23 protein-coding genes, 3 pseudogenes and 1 other annotated feature are annotated in these 23009 nt (G+C 33.1%); of the genes and pseudogenes, 12 read left to right on the forward strand and 14 right to left on the reverse strand.

The window, feature by feature from the left end; all coding sequences use genetic code 11:
• The first annotated feature begins 282 nt into the window (after positions 1-282).
• On the forward strand, positions 283-666 hold the full coding sequence (locus HMPREF2658_RS08895; protein ID WP_000868245.1) for a hypothetical protein: 384 nt from the start codon (positions 283-285) through the stop codon (positions 664-666).
• 66 nt (positions 667-732) lie between these two features.
• Here the strand turns inward: HMPREF2658_RS08895 and HMPREF2658_RS08900 are convergent, their stop codons facing one another.
• The gene (locus HMPREF2658_RS08900; protein ID WP_000158376.1) at positions 733-1314 is read right to left on the reverse strand and encodes a histidine phosphatase family protein; all 582 of its coding nucleotides are present in this window, start codon (positions 1312-1314) and stop codon (positions 733-735) included.
• Positions 1315-1491: 177 nt separating this feature from the next.
• Here HMPREF2658_RS08900 and HMPREF2658_RS08905 point away from each other — a divergent pair, with 177 nt between their 5' ends.
• On the forward strand, positions 1492-1701 hold the full coding sequence (locus HMPREF2658_RS08905; protein WP_000211680.1) for a hypothetical protein: 210 nt from the start codon (positions 1492-1494) through the stop codon (positions 1699-1701).
• Between the two features lie 42 nt (positions 1702-1743).
• Here HMPREF2658_RS08905 and HMPREF2658_RS08910 read toward each other — a convergent pair whose 3' ends face one another.
• Positions 1744-1995 (reverse strand): GlsB/YeaQ/YmgE family stress response membrane protein, encoded by a 252-nt coding sequence (locus HMPREF2658_RS08910; RefSeq protein ID WP_000466741.1) that lies wholly within the window; start codon positions 1993-1995, stop codon positions 1744-1746.
• 291 nt (positions 1996-2286) lie between these two features.
• Here HMPREF2658_RS08910 and HMPREF2658_RS08915 point away from each other — a divergent pair, with 291 nt between their 5' ends.
• Entirely contained in the window at positions 2287-2550 is a 264-nt protein-coding gene (locus HMPREF2658_RS08915) for a helix-turn-helix domain-containing protein (protein WP_001055897.1), read from the forward strand.
• Between the two features lie 137 nt (positions 2551-2687).
• Here HMPREF2658_RS08915 and HMPREF2658_RS08920 read toward each other — a convergent pair whose 3' ends face one another.
• The 3 genes from HMPREF2658_RS08920 to HMPREF2658_RS08930 all read right to left on the reverse strand — a co-directional run bounded on the left by HMPREF2658_RS08920 (position 2688) and on the right by HMPREF2658_RS08930 (position 4792).
• Entirely contained in the window at positions 2688-3260 is a 573-nt protein-coding gene (locus tag HMPREF2658_RS08920; RefSeq protein WP_000769722.1) for a PepSY domain-containing protein, read from the reverse strand.
• Between the two features lie 180 nt (positions 3261-3440).
• The gene (locus tag HMPREF2658_RS08925; RefSeq protein ID WP_000849162.1) at positions 3441-3809 is read right to left on the reverse strand and encodes a YxeA family protein; all 369 of its coding nucleotides are present in this window, start codon (positions 3807-3809) and stop codon (positions 3441-3443) included.
• A 365-nt stretch (positions 3810-4174) separates the two neighbouring features.
• Positions 4175-4792 carry an enterotoxin-like toxin X gene (locus tag HMPREF2658_RS08930; protein WP_029549319.1) on the reverse strand — a complete coding sequence of 206 codons (618 nt, stop codon included), beginning with the start codon at positions 4790-4792 and terminating at the stop codon, positions 4175-4177.
• 198 nt (positions 4793-4990) lie between these two features.
• Here HMPREF2658_RS08930 and HMPREF2658_RS14275 point away from each other — a divergent pair.
• Both HMPREF2658_RS14275 and HMPREF2658_RS08945 read left to right on the forward strand, forming a co-directional pair.
• A pseudogene (locus HMPREF2658_RS14275) lies at positions 4991-5705 on the forward strand (tyrosine-type recombinase/integrase); the annotation flags it as partial.
• A 5-nt stretch (positions 5706-5710) separates the two neighbouring features.
• Positions 5711-6718: pseudogene (locus tag HMPREF2658_RS08945) on the forward strand (Abi family protein).
• 237 nt (positions 6719-6955) lie between these two features.
• Here HMPREF2658_RS08945 and rpsR read toward each other — a convergent pair.
• Genes rpsR through rpsF form a run of 3 tightly spaced genes read right to left on the reverse strand, consistent with a single transcriptional unit; the run spans position 6956 to position 8070 of the window.
• Complete coding sequence (gene rpsR / locus HMPREF2658_RS08950) at positions 6956-7198, reverse strand: 30S ribosomal protein S18 (RefSeq protein ID WP_000897044.1); 243 nt, start codon at positions 7196-7198, stop codon at positions 6956-6958.
• Positions 7199-7249: 51 nt separating this feature from the next.
• Positions 7250-7753 (reverse strand): single-stranded DNA-binding protein, encoded by a 504-nt coding sequence (gene ssb, locus HMPREF2658_RS08955; protein WP_000934799.1) that lies wholly within the window; start codon positions 7751-7753, stop codon positions 7250-7252.
• Between the two features lie 20 nt (positions 7754-7773).
• Complete coding sequence (gene rpsF, locus HMPREF2658_RS08960) at positions 7774-8070, reverse strand: 30S ribosomal protein S6 (protein ID WP_001261460.1); 297 nt, start codon at positions 8068-8070, stop codon at positions 7774-7776.
• A 243-nt stretch (positions 8071-8313) separates the two neighbouring features.
• On the opposite strand from rpsF, the gene HMPREF2658_RS08965 reads away from it, so the two are divergent.
• Positions 8314-8505 (forward strand): hypothetical protein, encoded by a 192-nt coding sequence (locus tag HMPREF2658_RS08965; protein ID WP_001052483.1) that lies wholly within the window; start codon positions 8314-8316, stop codon positions 8503-8505.
• A gap of 85 nt (positions 8506-8590) precedes the next feature.
• On the opposite strand, the gene ychF is transcribed toward HMPREF2658_RS08965, so the two are convergent.
• The 4 genes from ychF to HMPREF2658_RS08985 form a co-directional block, all read right to left on the reverse strand.
• Positions 8591-9688 carry a redox-regulated ATPase YchF gene (ychF, locus tag HMPREF2658_RS08970; protein ID WP_001218729.1) on the reverse strand — a complete coding sequence of 366 codons (1098 nt, stop codon included), beginning with the start codon at positions 9686-9688 and terminating at the stop codon, positions 8591-8593.
• Positions 9689-9699: 11 nt separating this feature from the next.
• Positions 9700-9903, reverse strand: coding sequence for a DUF951 domain-containing protein (locus HMPREF2658_RS08975; protein ID WP_000157348.1), 204 nt, complete (start codon positions 9901-9903; stop codon positions 9700-9702).
• A 29-nt stretch (positions 9904-9932) separates the two neighbouring features.
• Positions 9933-10814 carry a mechanosensitive ion channel family protein gene (locus HMPREF2658_RS08980; protein ID WP_000373079.1) on the reverse strand — a complete coding sequence of 294 codons (882 nt, stop codon included), beginning with the start codon at positions 10812-10814 and terminating at the stop codon, positions 9933-9935.
• A gap of 153 nt (positions 10815-10967) precedes the next feature.
• Positions 10968-11813, reverse strand: coding sequence for a ParB/RepB/Spo0J family partition protein (locus tag HMPREF2658_RS08985; RefSeq protein ID WP_001621659.1), 846 nt, complete (start codon positions 11811-11813; stop codon positions 10968-10970).
• Positions 11814-12041: 228 nt separating this feature from the next.
• Positions 12042-12411: a binding site (T-box leader), on the forward strand.
• 63 nt (positions 12412-12474) lie between these two features.
• Here HMPREF2658_RS08985 and HMPREF2658_RS08990 point away from each other — a divergent pair.
• The 5 genes from HMPREF2658_RS08990 to HMPREF2658_RS09010 are packed head-to-tail and all read left to right on the forward strand — an operon-like array spanning position 12475 to position 19565.
• Positions 12475-13578, forward strand: coding sequence for a PLP-dependent transferase (locus HMPREF2658_RS08990; RefSeq protein WP_000655697.1), 1104 nt, complete (start codon positions 12475-12477; stop codon positions 13576-13578).
• Positions 13575-14735: a cystathionine beta-lyase MetC gene (gene metC / locus HMPREF2658_RS08995; RefSeq protein ID WP_000175862.1), complete on the forward strand. Its 1161-nt coding sequence runs from the start codon at positions 13575-13577 to the stop codon at positions 14733-14735. The genes HMPREF2658_RS08990 and metC overlap by 4 nt, the downstream gene beginning before the upstream one ends.
• Complete coding sequence (locus HMPREF2658_RS09000) at positions 14704-16545, forward strand: bifunctional homocysteine S-methyltransferase/methylenetetrahydrofolate reductase (RefSeq protein WP_000077313.1); 1842 nt, start codon at positions 14704-14706, stop codon at positions 16543-16545. The genes metC and HMPREF2658_RS09000 overlap by 32 nt, the downstream gene beginning before the upstream one ends.
• Entirely contained in the window at positions 16542-18770 is a 2229-nt protein-coding gene (gene metE / locus HMPREF2658_RS09005; protein ID WP_000207631.1) for a 5-methyltetrahydropteroyltriglutamate--homocysteine S-methyltransferase, read from the forward strand. The genes HMPREF2658_RS09000 and metE overlap by 4 nt, the downstream gene beginning before the upstream one ends.
• A 42-nt stretch (positions 18771-18812) precedes the next feature.
• Positions 18813-19565: a cyclase family protein gene (locus HMPREF2658_RS09010; RefSeq protein ID WP_000195915.1), complete on the forward strand. Its 753-nt coding sequence runs from the start codon at positions 18813-18815 to the stop codon at positions 19563-19565.
• Positions 19566-19647: 82 nt separating this feature from the next.
• Here HMPREF2658_RS09010 and HMPREF2658_RS09015 read toward each other — a convergent pair whose 3' ends face one another.
• A complete protein-coding gene (locus HMPREF2658_RS09015; RefSeq protein WP_000199079.1) occupies positions 19648-20829 on the reverse strand; it encodes an acetyl-CoA C-acetyltransferase in 1182 nt (393 codons plus the stop codon).
• Between the two features lie 538 nt (positions 20830-21367).
• Here HMPREF2658_RS09015 and HMPREF2658_RS09025 point away from each other — a divergent pair.
• Positions 21368-22501: a low temperature requirement protein A gene (locus HMPREF2658_RS09025; protein WP_000245694.1), complete on the forward strand. Its 1134-nt coding sequence runs from the start codon at positions 21368-21370 to the stop codon at positions 22499-22501.
• 368 nt (positions 22502-22869) lie between these two features.
• Here the strand turns inward: HMPREF2658_RS09025 and HMPREF2658_RS14290 are convergent.
• A pseudogene (locus HMPREF2658_RS14290) lies at positions 22870-22977 on the reverse strand (ABC-2 transporter permease); the annotation flags it as partial.
• Positions 22978-23009: the final 32 nt, after the last annotated feature.

Raw genomic sequence — 23009 nt, forward strand, 5'->3', positions numbered from 1 at the left:
CCCACACCCCAACTCGCATTGCCTGTAGAATTTCATTTCGAAATTCTCTGTGTTGGGGCCCCTGACTTTAATTGAAAAAAGCTTGTTACAAGCGCATTTTCGTTCAGTCAACTACTGCCAATATAACTTCGTAGAGCATAGAATATTGATTTATGTCCCAGCCTGTCTTTTATTGATCTTAAATTCTCTATCCATCCTAAAATCCACATTAGTTGACGCATTTGACTATATCCCTAACATATTCCATACTTATATTGACTCTATAAACAAAGGATGGTCATGATGAAAGTTCGAATCACTTTTATTATTTTAGCAATTTTATCGACGATTGTTTGCTTGTTCTTAGCAGCAATGCATCCAACAGGACCAAACACAGTAACTTTTGAACAGCCATATTTATTCACCCTCAACATCATTATAATGGTATTAGTCGCATTACCTTCACTTGTTTTAGCTATATATGATTATATGAGTTTTAGAATTTCTTCTGCTATTTTACAATTTCTAGGGGCTATCTCTTGGTTCTTTTTATCATTGATATTATCGCTCACACAATTTACACCTTTTACATTAGCGTCATTTATAACTTCAATTATTTTGTTCGCAAGCGCAATTATCACATTAGCTATTGGTGGTAAGTCTTTTGATAAGAATGATTCCCATTAAATTCCAAATACAAAAAAAGGTTCTGAAGGCCGCTATAAAACACAGCTTTTCAGAACCTCTATACTTCTATTCAATGATATATGGTTTGCAATTTTCAACTTTTAAATCCACAGCTTCTTCCCGTGAAACGTTATTAAAATAAACCATTAAACAACGAATGACAACTTGATGTGCAACAATGACAATATCATCTTTTTGTGTATCTTCATTGACAACATGATTCATAAAATGTTCTACGCGTTGATATACATCTTCATAACTTTCTCCTTCAGGCGCTTTTTGTGAAAAACTATGACGAAAGTCTTTAAAGTTTGGGTCATTGAAATATTTTTCATATTTCGGATTCGCACTGATTTCATCTTTATATTCACCCTCAAATACGCCAAGTGAACGTTCTCTTAATAGAGGCGTAGTCGTTGATGCAATGTCATATGGAAAAATATGTTCAAACGTTTGCTGTGTTCTTAATAAGTCTGAAACATATACATGTTTAATCTGTTTCTCTTTAAAATAATCACATAAATCGTCTGCACTTTTTGTGCCAGTATCCGTTAACGGCACATCTAATTGTCCACAAAAATAAGATCTAAAATGTTTATTATCATAATTCGATTTTGATTCGCCATGTCTAACTAAATAAATCGTCATAATATTACTCCTTACCTTATGTATTTCATATCTACCATAACACTTTGACTACTAATTCGATATCAATCTCAATATTCTATTCTAAAAAAATAATTAATTCATATTTTAAATTAATGACTCTAAAAATAGTATTGTCTTTAATCAAGTGATGTGTTACTATATGGGTGTAGTTCTTAAATGACTACACAGTCTTTTATATTCATGAACATAATACTCCTGGATGGCGCAACCCAACGTCATCCTTTTTTTATTTGTCAAATACTCGTTTTTTTATTTCCAACCTCTTCTCATGTTAATTTATTACTTTTTAATCCTATCTTACCTACATTTTCAAATATTATAATACATATTGACCATTTTCACGCAAATAAAAAAGATGACAACTGAATGCCATCTTTATATTAATTCAATTTCCAATTGAATTTTTTATTATTTACGCATAGCTCTTAAAATTAAAGTTACCAGTGCAATTAAGATAATTGAACCAATTAAAGCTGGTAAGATGTAAATGCTTCCTAGTTCAGGACCCCAATGTCCTAATAATGTTCCACCTAACCATGATCCAATAATACCTGCGATAATATTACCTAAAATACCACCTGGGATATCTTTACCCATAATAGCACCAGCAGCCCATCCAATTAAGCCACCGACAATTAACATTCCAATAAATCCAAACATAATTTTCAGCCTCCTTTTTCTATTTATTTTGCGTTATTCTAAGTAGTACCCGTTATTAGACTTTCTAAAACAAATTCAAATTATTTTTATCTAAATATTTTTCAAAGTAGTAATTGAATATCAATTTTATTCAATGTAGCTATCGTTATTTAAAGTCTCTGTACCGACAATATCATATACATTATTTTTTCTGCCGAATTCATAGCTTGATTATTTTATGTTATAGGACTAGAATATACACATATTATTAGCATCTTTGAATTTTAAATCAAGAAGCGAGGTTAATGAACAATGAATATGCATATTTTATATAACTTACGAACTAAACATAATTTAGAAATTGACGAATTAGCACAACAATTAAATGAGAAATATGGTACTAAATATGAAGCACATCAAATTTGGGAATGGGAGAATCATCACCATGAACCTAAATTTAAAGATGCCATGCATTTAGCTGACTTCTTTGATGCACCATATGAAATGTTTTTAGAAAGTAAGGTTAAAGAATATCAGAAACATTTAGAAGAAGTCGATATTCGAATGGATAAATAGATGCAATTAAACCCTCACAACACGTTAGGCATATATCCTTTCAAATCCATACGGGATATATTACATTGCGTTGTGAGGGTATTTTAATAATTAATATGAATTAAGACATGTTATTATCATTAGTATTACAACATATTTTAGTGATCTTGCTCACTCTTTAATACTTTACCGTTTTTAGCATCAACAGTAACTTCTTGTTTTTTATTACCTTTTTTCAAATCGATATTGTAAACAAGTTTGCCATCATCTTTTTCAAGTGACCATTCTTTAATATCACCATCAAATTCTTTTTGTCCTTCTTTAATGGCTTTTTTGTAATCTATAGCATCGCTATATTTAAAGTTATCATTTTCATTCACTGTATCTTCTTTTTCAGTCTTTTTGTTAATCACTTTTTTATTTTTATCAGCAACAAGTACTTCTGACTCTTCACCAGATTTTTGTTGTGTCACTTTATAAGCCCATTCACCATTAGAATTTTCAAATGAAATTCCTTTCAACTTTTGGCCTTTGTAAGTTTCTTCAGCTTTTTTCACAGCATCTTCTGGGCTTGTTTTAACATCTTTTAATGCAATAACATCTTTTGTTGTATTAGTGTCTTGATTAGTATTTGACTCTGTTGATTTTGTTTCATCTTTTGGAGTATCATTGCCACATGCAGTAAGCACCACCGCTGACATTGATAACACTGCTAATGATTTTAATTTCATAATATCACTCTCTCTTCCTTTTTTTGAAACTCATAACAAAAGCTTATATGCTATATAGATTGTATTACCCCTTGTTTTTAATTCTATTCATAATTATTACAAATATTTTTAAATTAATCGTCATGTGTCACTTCATTTCGTACTCATCTTTAAAATGAACCATGTAATATAAGGATGCTATTATCGACTCAGTTTGTCTAATGCTTTCTTTGGTACTTCTTCCTTTTCAACTTCTTCAAAAGTTTCTACATGATGACCCTTATGTGTAATTTTTAAGTATCTATGCGGTTTAACATCAAATGTAGCAGTATACATTAATTGCGTCTCTTTCCCTTCTTTATTAAAAGCACTTTGACTATAACTTCGGAGTTGATCATCCATTCTAGTAGACACCTCTGTCGTTTTAACATAAGAATCATCTTCCTTTACTAATGGGTTAAATTGATCTGTTATACCATGAGAGTCTATTGTTTTTAAAATGAATAAAGCAGCATAAGCGCCAATGATAGTAAGTGCGAGATATGTTATTGTTTTTAAAATCGTTTTCAAAAGATCACCTCTGACAAAATATAAAATAGGATGCCTCTGAAAACAACTTACATAATTGTAATTAAAATGTAAGTCTTAGGAGAAAATGATGGTATTTGAATCTGAAAGATACGAATCGTTTTTAAACTAAGTTATTTTATAGAGACTTTTTTATGGAATTGAAAGAAGTTAATTTTAAGGTTGTCGAATGTAAAAACATATTGATTAACCATAAAAGAGAAATTATTTTTGCAAATTTCGACATTAACATCATTAAAGAATTTTCTATATGATGATGGTCATAACAAAGAAAGTTAGGCATCTTTGGATACCTAACTTTCAAAGTATTAGCGATAAAACACTGTATATACGAATTTAACTTAATTTCAGACTTGTTCAATGTCATTAACACTTTTCACAAGTTCGAAAGTTACATTTTTCACATCAGCTGTATTGATTTTTACATTTTCCCTATTCTTTTGTAACTCTTTGTGCGACTCTAATGTATATTTACCACCATCTTTTGTATTTATGACGATGTCACCTTTAGACAAATGTTCTCCCATATATAAGCCATAAGAAATATGAGCAAATCTTATGATATGATTCAATTCTTTTAAAGTGACAACTTCTTTATTAAGAGTAATATTTCTCTTAGGTGTATATACTCTATCAGCAACTCTGTATGTTCCTTCTAAATGTATACGAACTTGGTTTTCATTTAAAGGCCTCTCTGAATAAACCCAATTCCTAGATTTATTAGATTTTCCGTTTATTGTATTTTTGCTGTATCTATCGTACAGTTTTTTAACCAAAGTTTTTTCTGAATTATTTGGTACTTCTTCAACTTTTTGGAATTGTTTATCTTGTACACTTGAGGAATTTTGTGTTGACGCGTCTGCTTTTGGATATATTCCAAATGTTCCCCCATAGATGATACCTAGCGATAGAATAGATTTTAATACTATTGAATTTTTTGAGTCATATTTTTGAACATATTTAATTACCTCCTTGATGTAAAGTTTTATTTGCTACAATTATAAAAATAATAGACGTGTTCATGGATTAAATTCATCTTAACTCTTGATTAACTTTAATTTGCTACCACCCTGAATTTAATAACTATAAATCGTCTACACATAATTGGACTAAATCTAAGAGAATAAAATTTGTTAATTTAAAATAGTAAGCAATTCAAAGTTATATGTGTAATAGATAAAATAGATATCCCTATAGTGATGCGTTACTAACTATATGTAATAACTATTTAAAAGATAATGCAGTGAAAGAAATACTGGATTGTTTCGACTATGTAATTAAGTATAAAAATATCCAACGAGAAAACGTAATTATAAAATGGTAAAAGCTATGGTGCAGTTTCAAATTGCTAATGGCATGCGTATCGGTGAGCTATTTGCAATAAAGAGAGGAAATATAAACTATAAAGATAAACCGCTAGATATCGATAGTGCAATTAATTGGATAACTGATTAAAAATGGAAGCATCCGGAGTAAAAGAGACAACTGAAAGAAGTAATAGCTATAGGGCCATAGGGCTCACTATCCATAGCATCGACTTACTAAGAACACTTATGCTTTGAATGATAAGTTTATTAATATAGGGTACATATTCACAAATGCAGCTGGTGGTCCTATCGATTTAAACAAAATAAATAACATTATTAAAGGGGGGGCTATCAAAGAGACAACTGAGATTAGTTCTATTAAGAAACCTGCAACGACGCATACATTACATCATTCGCATATATCTACACTTGCTCAATTAGGAATTAACTTAAAAGCAATGCAAGAGCATGTAGGTCATTCAGATTATAAAAAAATCTAGAGATATACACACATGTTACTAATCAGATGGCGAAAGATATGCTGAATAAATTTGAACGATTGGGGAGTTAAAAACTATGAACAGAAAAACACCTAAAACTACTGATGGTTTAATGAGACATATAAGAGACAATAAAGGTATCCAAATAAATGGTAGCACGGAAAAAAACCAGTTACGAAACATCGGCTATTTTCATGGATTCAAAGGGTATAATTTCTTTTTAAACAAAGAGGAAGAACTTAATTTTGAAAAATTCAGCGAACTACACGCTTTATACAGTTTTGATACAGAAATTAAAAACCTTTTCTATAAACACGTTATGTTCTGTGAAACGGCTATTAAAAATAGATTGCTAGAAATAGTTTGTGTAAACTCTGGCTTTGATTTAGATAGTTTATTTCAAAAATCATTAACATATTATAAAAGTTATAGTCCCGGTAGTTCAAAATATAAAAAACATTAAAAAAATACTACTAGACTAAGAAGAGATATTTACGACATGATCCATGAACATTGTAATTCAAAACCTTACATTTATCATTACATACATCAAGATAGAACCGTGCCACTATATGCCGTATTTGAATTATTCACTTTAGGAAATCTGGTGTTTTTCACTCGTTGCATGTCCCAAAATTTAAATATAGAAGCTCAAAAACAACTAAAATTATACTCCCCAGCATTTGATCAAAGTAAAGATATACTAGGTGACATCATTGATTGTATGAAAGGCTTAAGAAATGCTATAGCTCACAATGGTGTACTTTATGACTGTAGATTTAAAACTGGAGAGACAAGTAATAGATTAAAAGAATATTTAGCAGTAAAAATGGATATACACAATTTAGATTTCGACAGAATAATTGATTATCTCATTTTATTAATTCTAATTTGTTCTGGTCTCTCTTATTCTAAAGCAGAACTCCAAAGAATTATAAGGCAATTCGAACAAAACCTTGATTTTTTACGATCAAAGATAAGCGAGTCGACTTATGATAAAATTATAGGCGTTCGAGCAAGACCTAAATTAAGAAGTTTAAAGAACTTTATCAATAACCTTGATTTTTATCTAAAAACAGATTAATATTATACATAAATAGCGGTGCATATCTGCGGAATGCACTTGAGGTTAACTGTTACTGACGGTTGCCTCTTTTTTTATGCATCTAAATTCATATTATTTTTGCAATATAAACATATCTTTGTGCAAATTCCGAACACAAAACATTCACATCCTCTTTTTTGGTTCTTCATCTTTTATCCCAAAACACAAAAACAACCCCATAAGCCTATGCCTACGGGGGTTATAATATATTAAATATTATTGTTCTTCTTTAACATATGGTAATAATGCCATATGACGAGAACGTTTGATAGCTGTAGTCAACATACGTTGATATTTAGCTGAAGTACCAGTTACACGACGTGGTAAAATTTTACCGCGTTCTGAGATAAAACGTTTTAATAATTCAGTGTCTTTGTAGTCGATATGTGTAATACCATTTGCTGTGAAATAGCATACTTTTTTACGACGACGTCCGCCTCTTCTTGGTCCACCTGCCATGATTGTGTGCCTCCTTTGATAATTTTTTCGCTTTAATTTCGTTAATTTTTATTAGAATGGTAAGTCATCATCACTGATATCAATCGGTCCGTTTGCATTTGCAAATGGATTATCAGATTGTTTCGTGTTTGATGAATTATTGTACGAATTGTTTTGTCCTGATTGTTGACCACCGAATCCTTGACCGTAATCTTGGAATTCATTTTGTTGACGTTGGCCACCATTTTGTTGCGCATTTTTAGGTTCAAGGAATTGAACACTATCACACACAACTTCAGTAACAAACACACGACGACCTTCTTGATTTTCATAATTACGGGATTGTAAGCGACCATCTACACCAGCTAAACTACCTTTAGATAAATAGTTATTTACATTATCTGCTTGTCTTCTAAAAACAACACAGTTAATAAAATCTGCTTCGCGCTCCCCTTGAGCATTCGTGAACGTACGATTTACTGCAAGAGTGAATGTCGCTACACTCACACCTGAGGGAGTGGTTCTGTATTCCGGATCTTTCGTTAAACGACCTACTAATACAACTCTATTTAGCATTTAAACGCCCCCTCTAATTATTACTTGTCTTCGTCTTCACGAATAACCATGTAACGAATGATATCGTCACTGATTTTAGCTAGACGTTGGAATTCGTCAGTAGCTTTGTTGTTATCAGATTTAACACGTACGATGTTGTAGAAGCCATCTTTGAAATCATTGATTTCATAAGCTAGGCGACGTTTACCCCAGTCTTTTGCTTCTAAAACTTCTGCACCTTCAGTAGCTAAGATACCGTTGAAACGTTCAACTAACGCTTTTTTAGCATCTTCCTCAATGTTTGGGCGTACGATGTACATAACTTCATATGTTCTCATTTTATATTTGCACCTCCTTGTGGTCTATACGGCTTATCAATCTTAAAACAGATAAGCAAGGAATAATTTTCATTACTCACAATAAAGAATTATATCATGCGCCATTACTTTTTACAATAATAATTCAAACTACTCTTCATATCATTTTTGACATTAATTCATTTGAAATTTTCTATGATATTTTTAAAAATGCACTTCACAAAAACGAACAGATGTTCTATAATGGTTGTGAGGTGGTAAGGAATGAATTTAAATATTGATTGGTCTAAAGATTTTCAAGAATTCCAAGAGATACTTAATAGTGGCATTCATCCTGAATGGCTTTATTGTGCAAAGGCTAATCTTGTTTTAGAGCCTGCTTATACTGGCGAAGGCAAACAATTTTTCAGCACTCAAGATATTATTAACGCGAGTAAAATTATTCCATTCTTTTAATAAATTATACACATAATTAAAAGAGGCGAACAATTGATTCCGCCTCTTCTACATATATACTATTTAATTAACTTGACTCTATCGTTTATACATTAAATCTGAAATGAACGATATCGCCATCTTGCATAATATATTCTTTACCTTCTAATCGTTGTCTGCCCGCTTCTTTAGCGCCACTTTCGCCGCCATATTGTACATAGTCATCATAACTTGTTACTTCGGCACGGATAAATCCACGTTCAAAATCAGTATGAATGATACCAGCACATTGAGGTGCAGTCATACCTTGTTTAAATGTCCAAGCACGTACTTCTTGCACACCAGCAGTAAAATATGTTGATAATCCTAATAATTCATAAGTTGTTCTAATTAATCGATCTAATCCTGGTTCTTCGATACCTAAATCTTCTAAGAACATTTCTTTATCTTCATCATCTAATGTAGCAATTTCTTCTTCAATTTTTGCACTAATAACAATCACTTCTGAGTCTTCTTGCGCTGCATATTCACGAATCGCTTTTACTTTATCATTATCATCATCACCAATTTCGTCTTCACCAACATTAGCGATATAAAGCATTTTTTTAGAAGTCAGTAATTGCGCTTGATTCACCCATTTTTGATCTTCGTCATTAAAGTCAATACTACGAGCGGGTTTACCATTTTCTAAAGCTTCTTTAATAGTTGTTAAAATACGCACTTCCATTTCAGCAGTCTTATCTTTTTGACGTGCCAATTTTTCAATTCTAGGTAAGCGTTTTTCAACTGATTCTAAGTCTGCAAGTACTAATTCCATATTGATAACTTCGATGTCATCAATTGGATCAACTCGACCAGCTACATGTGTTACATTATCATCGTCAAAAGCACGAACAACCTGACAAATTGCATCTACTTCTCTAATATGTGATAAGAATTTATTACCTAAACCTTCACCTTTAGAAGCACCTTTAACAATTCCGGCAATATCTGTAAATTCAAATGTAGTAGGTAATGTTTTTTTAGGTTGAACCATTTCTTCTAATTTAAGTAGTCTTGCATCTGGCACTTCTACAATACCCACGTTTGGGTCTATAGTTGCGAACGGATAGTTTGCTGCCAAGGCACCCGCCTTTGTAATTGCATTAAATAATGTTGATTTACCAACGTTTGGTAAGCCAACGATACCTGCTGTTAAAGCCATGAATCATTCTCCTATCTTTGTGTATCATCCTGAGATACGATGATTTTTTTTAGTTTTTTATCAAACGTTTGACGTGGAATCATAATGCTTCGTTGACAATTTTCACACTTAATTCTAATGTCAGCACCCATTCTAATAATTTTAAAACGATTGGTTCCACACGCATGTTGTTTTTTCATTTCTACTATATCATTTATTCCATATTTTGACGCCATTAAATATGACCTCCATGTATTATAAACTACTAAACACCGTTTTCACTATGATTAAAAGGTGTCATTATTGGTTGTGGTGTCTTAATACCTTCTTGTAAAAACATTTTTTGTACTTCTTTACGAATAATACGAGCACCAGAGAAACCTTCACCTGGTATTGTTTCTGCTGAAACCCTTAATATTACTCTAGTATCTTCAAAGGCATCAATACCAATCACAACAGGATCACTTACAAATAAATAATATTTACTACGCAGAGATGTAAATAATTTGTTTAATTTCTTCTCAACATTATCAATATTTTCATCTACAGATACTGGAATTTTAACAATTGCTGTTCCATTCGTAATTGAGTAATTCGTTATTTCACCCATGCTACTATTTGGCAAGATTGTAAGTTCTCCAGATATTGTATTTATACGTGTTGAACGGAGTCCAATTGATTTAACTGTTCCCTCTGCTACAGTTGTACCACCGTTATTTATCTTAACATAATCACCTACATCAAATTGGCTTTCAAATATAATAAAGAATCCTGTAATTACGTCTTTAACTATAGTTTGAGCACCAAAACCTACTGCTAAGCCTACGACACCAGCACTGGCAATTACCCCTTCAACACTAATGCCAAATTTACTTAAAATGGTAGTGATAACTATAAACCACACGATATATTTAACAACATTTTGCACCAATGAGATTAATGTTTTCGAACGTTTTTTATTACCCTTTTTACTCTTGTTTTGTATTTTAAATCCTTGGGCAATCATTTTATCTAGTATTTTAATTACGATTAATGCAACGATAATATATATAATTATCATCGCTAATTTAGTAGCAATACTTTCATATGTTTCAATTTTAGTTAATGGTTCGACTAGCGATGAAATAATACTCATAACTTGATCCATAATTAGCGTTACTCCCTTCTATATAGTCTCAAATAATTTTATTAATATTATTGTATTCTTCCAACCTACTGAAGTCGCATCATCTTCAAAGAATATAGATAACTATCGATATATCTATAGATTCACAAAGTGATATTATATAAAATTGTGTAACTATTTACCATACTTACGATTTAATTGTTCAATGATTCTCACAAAGTCATCTTGCGATTCAAACTCAAATGAGATTTTGCCGACTGATTTTTTTATCGATATATCTACTTTTGCGCCATACTGTTCTCGCAACTGTCGTTCTTGTTGCTTTATAAATTTAGGCTTAGTTATATCTACTTTGTCTGTTTCCGACTTTGACGAAACATTTTTTAATTCATTAACATGGTTTTCTAAATATCTAACACTCCACTTTTCTTTAACAACCCGTTTCGCTAACCTAAGCATTTGTTGTTCATCTTTAATTGCCAATAACGTTCGTCCATGTGCACTTGTCAGTCGCCCATCTTTTACCATGTCAGCAATCTTTTTCGGTAAATGTAATAACCTCAACATATTCGCTATATACGGGCGCGACTTACTCAATCGCTTCGCTACTTCTTGTTGTGTAATTTTCAAATCTGTCATCAAACGTTGATAACTTTCAGCTTCTTCAATCGCATTTAAGTCTTCTCGTTGTAAATTTTCGATGACCGCCAGTTCCATCATATCTTCATCTGTTAAATCTTTGATAATCGCTGATACGTATTTTAGACCAGCAATTTTCGAAGCTCTAAACCTTCTTTCACCAACTACAATGTAATAACCTTGAACTGTTTTTCTAAGCACAATTGGTTGCAAAATACCATATTGCTTAATTGAATCTGCCAAATCATTTAAATGATTTTCATCGAAAGTTTTTCGGGGCTGATACGGATTCGGTTTGATATCCGATATATCTATTTGCTTAATTTGTTCATCTTTTGTTTTAGTAATACGTTGATCTTCACTTTTTGACAATTCACTCACATCACTTTTTATTTGATAACAGCAGTTAAATATATTTTATGTATTCTAAATGAGTCAGACAACCATTAACCACACTTTATTTAAAAAATAATTCATTTTTCAACTTCAAGATACCAATTACAATTTCACAAACAAATTAACTTTTAAATCAAAATTTTCTGAATAATTGTTGACAAATCTTTTTTTACTCTGTAAGCTAATTTATATCTTATAACAGTTTAATGAAACGTAAACACAATAAAGAGGAAAGTAAAACACACCCTGCTTATACAGAGAGTCTTTAGTAGCTGAGAGAAGATTTTGAAAGCGTGTTTGAAAATGGCCTTGGAGTGTTGATGCCAATATGAGGTGTCTACGGGTTCGCCCGTTATAGCGATACAGTATTAACATTGATGTTAAATGGCGTACTGGATTCTTTACGCACGATTTTTTGTTAATAAGTATGGGATATCACATTACTATATCCTTACTTACTGACTTTAATTGTGATAATTATTCAGTAAGCATATTTACTTTTAATGCGTACTGAATAAGGTTATTTCAGCGATGGAATAACAAATAAAGGTGGTACCGCGAAACATAAGCTTTCGTCCTTTTTATCCGATTCATTCGGGTACGAAGGACGGAAGCTTTTTATTTTTTCTTACAGGAGGGTCTTAATATGAAGGATACACAGTTAGCCCAAATCACATTAACTGATGATTCAACCGGTGCTATAGCGAATCCAATCCATTTATCTACTGCCTACAAGCATCCAAAACTAGGACAATCGACAGGTTTTGATTATACACGTACTAAAAATCCTACACGCTCAACATTTGAAACCTGTTTTGCCAAACTTGAGCATGGTATTGCATCATTCGCTACATCAAGTGGAATGTCAGCCATTCAATTAATATGTAATCTATTTAAACCTCATGATGAAATTTTAGTTTCATTCGATTTATACGGCGGCACATTTAGATTATTTGAATTTTACGAGCAACAATACGATATCAAATTTAAGTACGTTGATTTTACAGATTATGAACAAGTTGAAAAAGAAATCACTGATAAAACAGTAGCATTATTCATTGAACCAATATCTAATCCACAAATGATTGCTATTGATGTAAAGCCATATTACCAACTTTGTAAAGATAAAGGTTTATTATCTATCATCGACAATACCTTTTTAACACCTTATCTTTCGACGCCTTTAGCAGATGGTGCTGATATCGTCTTACATTCAGCTACAAAATATATTGGCGGACATAACGATGTACTAGCAGGTGTCGTAACCGTCAAAGATGAATCACTCGCGCAACAGTTGTTTGATTTTCACAACATGACTGGCGCAACACTATCACCAATAGATAGTTATTTGTTGTTACGTGGACTTAAAACTTTGCATTTACGCATTGAGCGTGCGCAATCAAACGCAAGAAAACTTGCTAAAAAATGTCAGTCACTTCAAGCAATTGATGAAGTACTATATAGCGGGCAAACTGGCATGCTTAGTTTAAGACTTAACAAGGCCTATAGCGTCGCTAAATTATTAGAAAATTTAGATATTTGTATTTTTGCAGAAAGTTTAGGAGGTACTGAAACATTAGTGACCTTCCCTTACACACAAACACATGTTGATATGCCAGATGCTGAAAAAGATAAACGTGGCATTGATGAGTATTTAATCCGCTTATCACTAGGCGTTGAAAATTATGAAGACATCGAACGCGATATCATCCAAGCATTAGATAAAGCTCAGATTGGAGAGATTGTATGACACTTTCAAAAGAGACAGAAGTGATATTCGATTGGCGTAGAGGTGTGGAATATCATTCAGCTAACCCACCACTCTATGATTCTTCAACATTCCATCAAACAAGTCTTGGTGGCGATGTTAAATATGATTATGCACGAAGTGGCAACCCTAACCGTGAACTTTTAGAAGAGAAGTTAGCACGATTAGAACAGGGAAAATTCGCTTTTGCTTTTGCATCAGGTATTGCTGCTATTTCAGCAGTACTTTTGACTTTCAAATCTGGTGATCATGTCATTTTACCCGATGATGTATATGGCGGTACTTTTCGCCTCACTGAGCAAATTTTGAATCGTTTTAATATTGAATTTACAACCGTAGATACTACCAAGCTCGAACAAATCGAGGGTGCCATTCAATCAAACACAAAATTAATTTATATCGAAACACCATCGAATCCCTGTTTTAAAATTACTGATATCAAAGCTGTTTCTAAAATAGCCGAAAAGCATGAACTACTGGTAGCTGTAGACAATACATTTATGACACCGTTAGGTCAATCACCTTTATTACTTGGCGCTGATATTGTCATTCATAGTGCTACAAAATTTTTAAGTGGACATAGCGATTTAATTGCTGGTGCTGTCATTACTAATAATAAGGCAATTAGTGAAGCACTTTATTTAATACAAAATGGTACGGGCAATATGTTATCTGCTCAAGATAGCTGGACGCTTGCTAAACATTTGAAAACATTTCCAATCAGATTTAAACAATCTGTTGAAAACGCGCAAAAAATCGTGTCATTTTTAATAAAGCAAGGTGAAATTTCAGAAGTTTATTATCCGGGACTTACTGCATCTCATTTAGAACAAGCTAAAAATGGCGGTGCCGTTATTGGCTTACGTTTAGCTGATGAGTCTAAAGCACAACAATTTGTCGATGCACTGACATTACCACTCGTTTCAGTGAGTCTGGGCGGTGTTGAAACGATCCTTTCACATCCAGCAACAATGTCTCACGCTGCACTACCTGAAGAAGTGAGACAAGAACGTGGTATCACTTTCGGTCTATTCCGATTAAGTGTTGGTCTCGAAGATCCTGATGAACTCATTGCAGACATCAAATACGCATTAAAGGAGGCATTCAATGAGTCAATTCCTCACACAATTGAAAGATAATGTTTTAGTAGCTGATGGCGCTATTGGAACCATTTTATACTCTGAAGGGTTAGACACCTGTCCAGAAGCATATAATCTTAGCCATCCAGATAAAGTTGAGCGTATCCATCGTTCATATATTGAAGCTGGTGCTGATGTCATTCAAACCAATACTTATGGTGCAAATTTTGAAAAGTTAAAACGATTCGATCTCGAAGATAAAGTTAAAGCAATACATCAAGCCGCCGTTCGCATCGCAAAAAAAGCAGCAAATAAAGATACGTATATATTAGGAACAGTTGGTGGGTTTAGAGGTATCAAACAAGAGGATATCAGCTTACAAACTATTCTTTATCATACTGAAATTCAAATAGACACCTTAATTGAAGAAGGCGTTGACGCGCTACTTTTCGAAACGTATTACGACCTAGAAGAGTTAACAAATGTCATTTCACGAACGAGAAAGAAATACGACATTCCAATCATTGCTCAATTAACCGCTTCAAACACAAATTACTTAGTTAATGGTCAGGCAATCAATGAAGGATTAAAACAACTCGTTCAATGTGGCGCAAACATCGTGGGACTCAATTGTCATCATGGCCCGCACCATATGCAAGAGTCTTTCACACATATTGAATTACCAGAGCACGCATTCTTATCTTGTTATCCAAATGCCAGCTTATTAGATATTGAAAATAGTGAATTTAAGTATAGTGACAATGCACAATATTTCGGTCAAGTTGCTCAAAATCTAATTCGCGAAGGTGTTCGTTTAATTGGTGGTTGCTGTGGTACAACGCCTGAGCACATCAAATTTATTAAAGAATCTATTCAGACACTTAAACCTGTTAATGACAAAAAAGTGATTCCGATACCAAAGAAAGCACTTTTCAATCCATCTCAAAATAAAGTTAGACAATCATTAACATCTAAGGTTCAAGAACGTCCAACCGTTATTATCGAATTGGATACACCGAAACATTTAGACACGGATAGATTTTTTGAAAATATCGCTAAACTTGATAAAGCTAATGTAGATGCGGTAACACTCGCAGATAATTCATTGGCAACTGTCAGAATTAGCAACATTGCTGCTGCAAGCTTAATTAAACAATATTACAACATTGAACCACTCGTACATATTACATGTCGAGACCGAAACTTAATCGGCTTGCAGTCCCATTTACTTGGATTATCGCTCATTGGCGTTAACGAAATATTAGCCATAACTGGTGATCCTTCAAAAGTTGGTCACTTACCAGGTGCAACCAATGTCTATGATGTTAATTCTAAAGGATTAACTGAACTCGCTCTAAGATTTAATCAAGGTATTAACACTGACGGTGATGCGCTGAAGAAACGTACACACTTCAACATCGCTGGCGCCTTTAACCCTAATGTTCGTAAATTAGATGGTGCCGTAAAACGATTAGAGAAAAAGATAGAAAGCGGAATGTCTTATTTTATAACACAACCCGTGTACAGCAAAGAGAAAATCATTGAAATTTACCATGCCACTAAGCACTTGAACAAACCATTTTTCATAGGCATTATGCCTATCGCAAGTTACAAAAACGCACTCTTTTTGCATAATGAAGTGCCAGGAATCAAGATGTCAGATGAAATTTTACAACAGTTTGAAGCAGTTAAAGATGATAAAGCCAAAACACGAGAACTAAGTCTTAAGATTTCAAAGGATTTAATCGATACTGTTCATGAATATTTTAATGGTTTATACATTATCACACCGTTTCAAAATGTCGAAGATTCATTAGAACTTGCAGCATACTCAAAATCTATTACTGCTCACAAGGAGGCAATATTATGACAACAATTAAAACATCAAACTTAGGATTCCCAAGATTAGGTAGAAAAAGAGAATGGAAAAAAGCCATCGAAAGTTATTGGGCAAAGAAGATTTCTAAAGAAGAATTAGATCAAACATTAACTGATCTACATAAAGAAAATTTATTATTACAAAAGTACTATCACTTAGATAGCATCCCAGTTGGTGATTTCTCTTTATATGACCATATTTTAGATACGTCATTATTATTCAACATCATCCCAGAACGTTTCCAAGGTAGAACTATCGATGATGACTTATTATTTGATATTGCTCGCGGTAATAAAGACCATGTTGCAAGTGCACTTATAAAATGGTTTAACACTAACTATCATTACATCGTACCTGAATGGGACAATGTTGAGCCTAAAGTGAGTCGCAATGTATTATTAGATCGCTTTAAATATGCCCAATCTTTAAACGTTAACGCTCACCCTGTCATTGTTGGTCCGATTACTTTTGTTAAATTATCAAAAGGCGGTCACCAAACTTTTGAAGAAAAAGTTAAAACGTTATTACCACTTTATAAAGAAGTGTTTGAATCATTAATTGATGCAGGTGCTGAGTACATTCAAGTTGATGAGCCAATCTTAGTTACAGACGACAGTGAAAGCTATGAAAATATTACACGTGAAGCTTATGACTATTTCGAAAAAGCTGGTGTTGCTAAAAAATTAGTCATTCAAACATACTTTGAACGTGTACATCTTAAATTCTTAAGTTCTTTACCTGTTGGTGGTTTAGGTTTAGACTTTGTCCATGATAATGGCTATAACCTTAAACAAATTGAAGCAGGAGATTTTGATAAATCAAAAACATTATACGCTGGAATTATCGATGGTCGTAATGTATGGGCAAGTGACATTGAAGCTAAAAAAGTCTTAATCGATAAATTGTTAGCCCACACGAATGAGCTTGTCATTCAACCATCATCTTCATTATTACATGTTCCAGTATCTTTAGATGATGAAACATTAGATACAAGCGTTGGCGAAGGCTTAAGCTTTGCTACTGAAAAATTAGACGAATTAGATGCATTGCGTCGCCTATTTAATCAAAACGATAGTGTTAAATATGATAAATTAAAAGCACGTTATGAGCGTTTCCAAAATCAATCATTCAAAAACTTAGATTATGATTTCGAAAGCGTGCGTACTTCAAGACAATCACCATTCGCGCAACGTATTGAACAACAACAAAAACGTTTGAACTTACCGGATTTACCAACAACAACTATTGGATCATTCCCACAAAGCCGAGAAGTTCGAAAATACCGTGCAGATTGGAAAAACAAACGCATTACAGACGAAGCATATGAAACATTCTTAAAAAATGAAATTGCTCGATGGATTAAAATTCAAGAAGACATCGGCTTAGATGTATTAGTTCACGGTGAATTTGAACGTAATGACATGGTTGAATTCTTCGGAGAAAAATTACAAGGTTTCTTAGTAACTAAATTCGGTTGGGTGCAATCATATGGTTCACGTGCCGTAAAACCACCAATCATTTATGGTGATGTAAAATGGACAGCGCCTTTAACTGTTGATGAAACAGTTTATGCACAAAGCTTAACAGATAAACCAGTTAAAGGTATGTTAACTGGTCCTGTAACAATTCTAAACTGGTCATTTGAACGTGTTGATTTACCACGTAAAGTTGTTCAAGATCAAATTGCTTTAGCAATCAACGAAGAAGTATTAGCACTTGAAGCTGCAGGAATCAAAGTTATCCAAGTTGACGAACCTGCATTACGTGAAGGCTTACCATTACGCTCTGAATATCACGAACAATATCTTAAAGATGCTGTTTTATCATTTAAACTTGCAACGTCTTCAGTTCGTGATGAAACTCAAATCCATACACATATGTGTTATTCTCAATTCGGTCAAATCATTCATGCTATTCATGACTTAGATGCTGATGTTATTTCAATTGAAACATCTCGTAGCCATGGTGATTTAATTAAAGACTTTGAAGATATTAATTATGATTTAGGTATTGGTCTAGGTGTATATGATATTCATAGTCCACGTATTCCAACAAAAGAAGAAATTACTACAGCAATCAATCGTTCACTACAACAAATCGATCGCTCATTATTCTGGGTAAACCCTGACTGTGGTTTGAAAACGCGAAAAGAAGAAGAAGTTAAAGATGCATTGACTGTACTTGTGAATGCTGTTAAAGCTAAACGCCAAGAATAATCGCAGCATTTATCATATAATAAACTAAAAACGGGTGATTTTATGACACAATATCCTTTATGGCAACAATTAAATACTTTAAAACAAGCAACTTGGGTTGATTTAACGCATACATTTGATCCGGAAATACCACGTTTTAGTGAGTTTGAAAAAGGCGAAGTTTCAACTTTATTCACGGTTAAAGATCATGGTTTCTATGTGCAACGTTGGAATATTGTAACGCAATATGGTACTCACATTGATGCACCAATTCACTTTGTCGAGAATAAACGTTATTTAGAAGACATTGATTTAAAAGAATTGGTATTGCCGTTAATTGTATTAGACTTTTCAACAGAAGTAGCGAATAACAATGATTTCATCGTAACACGTGAACATTTAGAAGCATGGGAAAAAGAGCATGGTACTATTGAATCTGGCACTTTTGTTGCACTTCGTACCGATTGGTCAAAACGTTGGCCTAATATTGAAACGTTTGAAAACAAAGATGCGAACGGACAACAACATGCACCGGGTTGGGGATTAGATGCTTTGAAGTACTTAATTGAAGAACGCCGTGTTGAAGCTGTTGGTCATGAAACATTCGATACCGATGCATCTGTGGACGTTGTAAAAAATGGTGATTTAGTTGGCGAACGTTATATTCTTGGTCAGGATAAATACCAAGTCGAGTTATTAACTAATTTAGTTCAATTACCAACTCGTGGCGCCATCATTTACGCTATCAGCCCTAAACCAAAAGATGCACCTGGGTTCCCTGTTAGAGCATTTGCAATTAAACCATCAAATGACTAATATTACCCAATAAATCCATAAACAAATAAAAACAGGTTATGCCAACATGTAATTAATACTGTTGTGATAACCTGTTTTCTTATTATTTATATTTTGATACAACTGCAGCGATAGCTTGACCGCCACCAATACACAATGATGTTAAACCAGTTTCAACTTCATCATTCAGTTGATGCAATAATGTCACTAAAACTCTAGCACCAGATGCACCAATAGGGTGTCCTAATGCAATAGCGCCACCTTTAACATTCACCTTTTCAGGAGGTAATTTTAATTCGCGATCTACAGCTAATGATTGTGCTGCAAATGCTTCATTTAATTCAAATACATCAATATCACTTAATTCTTTTTTACTACGTTTCAAAGCCTTTTCAACAGCACCAACTGGTGCAATACCCATAATAGAAGGATCTACACCATGACTTCCAAAGCCATCAAGCACTGCCAATGGTTCGATATTTAATTCTTTAGCTTTGTCTTCTGACATGACTAATATCATCGCAGCACCATCATTGATTCCTGATGCATTACCTGCTGTAACTGTACCGTCTTTTTTGAAAGCTGGTCTTAAGCGACTTAATTTTTCAACTGATACATTTTCACGTACACCTTCATCCTTAGTGACAACGATTGGTTCACCTTTACGTTGAGGAATCGATACTGGAACTATTTCACTATCAAATTCACCATTTTGCTGTGCACGTACTGCTTTTTGTTGTGAGTTTACAGCAAATGTATCTTGTTCTTCTCTTGAAATACCATATTGCTCTACTAAATTTTCAGCAGTAATACCCATATGATATTGATTAAATACATCTGTTAAACCATCATATACCATGCTATCAACCATTGATTGATGTCCCATTTTAAAACCAAAGCGACTGTTGTTGACAAGCATTGGTGATTGAGACATATTCTCCATACCGCCAGCTAGCACGATGTCATTTTCACCAGTCACAATAGATTGATATGCTAATTGAATCGACTTTAACCCAGAACCACATACTTTATTCACTGTAAATGCAGGTACTGTTTCTGGCAAGCCACCTTTCATAGCAGCAATTCGTGCTGGATTTTGTCCTTGTCCTGCTTGTAGTACGTTACCGATGATGACTTCATTAATCTCACTTGGATTCAAACCCGTCTCTTTAATAATATGTTCTATTAAAGTCGCACCTAAATCATAGGCTGGCACGTCTTTAAACGCACCTCCAAAAACGCCAATAGGTGTCCTGTATGCTGCTGCTAATACGACTCTCGTCATGTCATATTCATCTCCTTATGATATATACAATTTTATTACTAATACGTCTAATGAACCAATACGCCACTAACATCCAATTTATGAAACCAATTGCTACGTATGTTACATTTTCATTCTTGTTATGCATTTAACAAGACATATTATACAATGTAGTAATTTGATTGGGCAATCGGAAACGTAAACGGTTTCACTTTAACATTTCACACTTTTAAATATGCTCTATCATCCTCATCTATAGTACAAAATTATGCTTTGATTTACCACAAATTATCATTAATCATTTCGCGTAATGACTCTAATTAAATGCTATCTATCATTGCATCGCTATTCACAGCTGATTTCACCATCAATTTCTCATCAACTTTTTCTTACCATTACGTCTCTAGTCAAATATTAAATCGCTGATAACTGTTAATGCCGCAACCAGCTCCCTGTCACCCCTCCTTCCACTTCATCGTCAAATCTGCCCCTATTCACTAGAAAAAATAAATAGTATACTTAGTAAATTAATTACACATCTTAAAGGAGTTAAAATTTTATGGTTAATGCATTAACACCAAAACATTTAGCTGAAAAGCGTGCAGGATTCCATGAGTTGTTCTTTGATTTAATTTTCGTCTATGCCATTCAAAAAATTGCACATGTGATTTTAACAACACAAAACGGTTCTATTTCAGCTGATTTATTTTTCAAATACATCGTCATGAGTTTGTTCTTATGGTTAATGTGGTCTCATCAAACATTTTTTACAAATCGATTTGGTCAAGTTACATTCAAAGACGTCTCGTTTATGATGTTTAATATGTTTATCATGGTCTTTCTATCTAATAGTTTATATCCAGACTTTGAAAAAACATTCTTCCCATTCTTCTTATGCGTGGCAATTATGTATTTAAGTATCGGATTACAGTATTTATTACATATACGTACAGGATTAGATTATGGCGATAAGCGTACATGTCAAGCTTTTGCGACCGTAGCCTTTGTGATTTCATTTTTATCATTTCTATCATTAGTACTACCACAAAGTATCCATTACATCCCTGGATTTTTAGGCGTATTCATTGCAGCGACAGGACTTATTCCATTTCAAAAATATCTCGTATTATCACCTGTTAATATGATGCATTTAGTAGAACGTTTTTCGTTACTAACAATTATTATCTTTGGCGAGGTACTGGTTGGTTTAGCTTCGTCATCATTTAGCATTGATCATTTTAGTTACATTTATATATTCCAATTTATGATTTTAATTAGTCTTTTCGGTGTATATTGGATCATTACTGAAAATTACATTAATCATAAATTGTCATCTATCGGTTTCCGTTTATCGTATACGCATTTATTAATCAATATCGCTTTAGGCGTTATTAATGCAGCAATTGTTTTTAGTAATAGTAATAAACTAAATGACTTATTTGAAATTAATATGATGTACATCAGTGTTTTAATATTCTATATTGGATTATGGTTAATCACGCCTTATTTCCATAACGAATTGACAAATGCGAAGTATATTTCATATTCACTAGGGATACTCGTTATGTCTTATATTGTCAGCCTTTTATTTAAAGGTCACGACCATGTAATGATTATCTCAGTATCAGTTGCAACCTTCTGCATCATGCTGATTTATTTTAAAAATCAACGTCTACGTAATAAACATGAATAAATAGTATTTACCTCGGTCAAAGTATTTGAACTGAATCCAAAAGTGTCGAACTTCACATTATACTTTTTTGACAAACTTCAGTTATGCTACATGATCGAGGTTTTTAAATATTTCCGAGGAAATCGTTAGCCTATACAATCATCAAATGATACTTATAAATAACATATATTCTCTAATCCCCACTATCTAAAAGGATGCAATTCTCACACAACATAACCACCTCAAAACAAATAAATCAATCTAGATATGCCACCTATACTTATCCCCCACATTTCATTCCACAACAAAAAGAACAGATGACAATCGTATTGATTTATCACCTGCTCTAAAAATTATTTCAATGACTAGCTTCACACCAAGAGTATTGATTATAGTTCTTGTTTGTTAAAAATTTTAATAGACAATATATAAGAAACGCTCGTTATAACTATACCAATAACCGCATATGCTATGACAACTAGCCATCCTTCAGTGCTGGTATGTCAACAATTTTTTAGACAGTTTTCAT

The organism is Staphylococcus sp. HMSC062H10, assembly GCF_001836945.1.
Lineage (GTDB): Bacteria > Bacillota > Bacilli > Staphylococcales > Staphylococcaceae > Staphylococcus > Staphylococcus aureus.

Excerpts from the sequence above, each read along its gene's own strand:
- ssb (WP_000934799.1), bottom strand. The coding sequence starts at position 7,753 with ATGCTAAATAGAGTTGTATTAGTAGGTCGTTTAACGAAAGATCCGGAA.
- HMPREF2658_RS08895 (WP_000868245.1), top strand. The coding sequence starts at position 283 with ATGAAAGTTCGAATCACTTTTATTATTTTAGCAATTTTATCGACGATT.
- rpsR (WP_000897044.1), bottom strand. The coding sequence starts at position 7,198 with ATGGCAGGTGGACCAAGAAGAGGCGGACGTCGTCGTAAAAAAGTATGC.
- HMPREF2658_RS08900 (WP_000158376.1), bottom strand. The coding sequence starts at position 1,314 with ATGACGATTTATTTAGTTAGACATGGCGAATCAAAATCGAATTATGAT.
- rpsF (WP_001261460.1), bottom strand. The coding sequence starts at position 8,070 with ATGAGAACATATGAAGTTATGTACATCGTACGCCCAAACATTGAGGAA.
- HMPREF2658_RS09010 (WP_000195915.1), top strand. The coding sequence starts at position 18,813 with ATGACACAATATCCTTTATGGCAACAATTAAATACTTTAAAACAAGCA.
- HMPREF2658_RS09000 (WP_000077313.1), top strand. The coding sequence starts at position 14,704 with ATGAGTCAATTCCTCACACAATTGAAAGATAATGTTTTAGTAGCTGAT.
- HMPREF2658_RS08990 (WP_000655697.1), top strand. The coding sequence starts at position 12,475 with ATGAAGGATACACAGTTAGCCCAAATCACATTAACTGATGATTCAACC.
- metE (WP_000207631.1), top strand. The coding sequence starts at position 16,542 with ATGACAACAATTAAAACATCAAACTTAGGATTCCCAAGATTAGGTAGA.
- HMPREF2658_RS08965 (WP_001052483.1), top strand. The coding sequence starts at position 8,314 with ATGAATTTAAATATTGATTGGTCTAAAGATTTTCAAGAATTCCAAGAG.
- ychF (WP_001218729.1), bottom strand. The coding sequence starts at position 9,688 with ATGGCTTTAACAGCAGGTATCGTTGGCTTACCAAACGTTGGTAAATCA.
- HMPREF2658_RS08915 (WP_001055897.1), top strand. The coding sequence starts at position 2,287 with ATGAATATGCATATTTTATATAACTTACGAACTAAACATAATTTAGAA.
- HMPREF2658_RS08980 (WP_000373079.1), bottom strand. The coding sequence starts at position 10,814 with ATGGATCAAGTTATGAGTATTATTTCATCGCTAGTCGAACCATTAACT.
- HMPREF2658_RS08910 (WP_000466741.1), bottom strand. The coding sequence starts at position 1,995 with ATGTTTGGATTTATTGGAATGTTAATTGTCGGTGGCTTAATTGGATGG.
- HMPREF2658_RS08975 (WP_000157348.1), bottom strand. The coding sequence starts at position 9,903 with ATGGCGTCAAAATATGGAATAAATGATATAGTAGAAATGAAAAAACAA.
- metC (WP_000175862.1), top strand. The coding sequence starts at position 13,575 with ATGACACTTTCAAAAGAGACAGAAGTGATATTCGATTGGCGTAGAGGT.
- HMPREF2658_RS09025 (WP_000245694.1), top strand. The coding sequence starts at position 21,368 with ATGGTTAATGCATTAACACCAAAACATTTAGCTGAAAAGCGTGCAGGA.
- HMPREF2658_RS08920 (WP_000769722.1), bottom strand. The coding sequence starts at position 3,260 with ATGAAATTAAAATCATTAGCAGTGTTATCAATGTCAGCGGTGGTGCTT.
- HMPREF2658_RS08905 (WP_000211680.1), top strand. The coding sequence starts at position 1,492 with ATGACTACACAGTCTTTTATATTCATGAACATAATACTCCTGGATGGC.
- HMPREF2658_RS09015 (WP_000199079.1), bottom strand. The coding sequence starts at position 20,829 with ATGACGAGAGTCGTATTAGCAGCAGCATACAGGACACCTATTGGCGTT.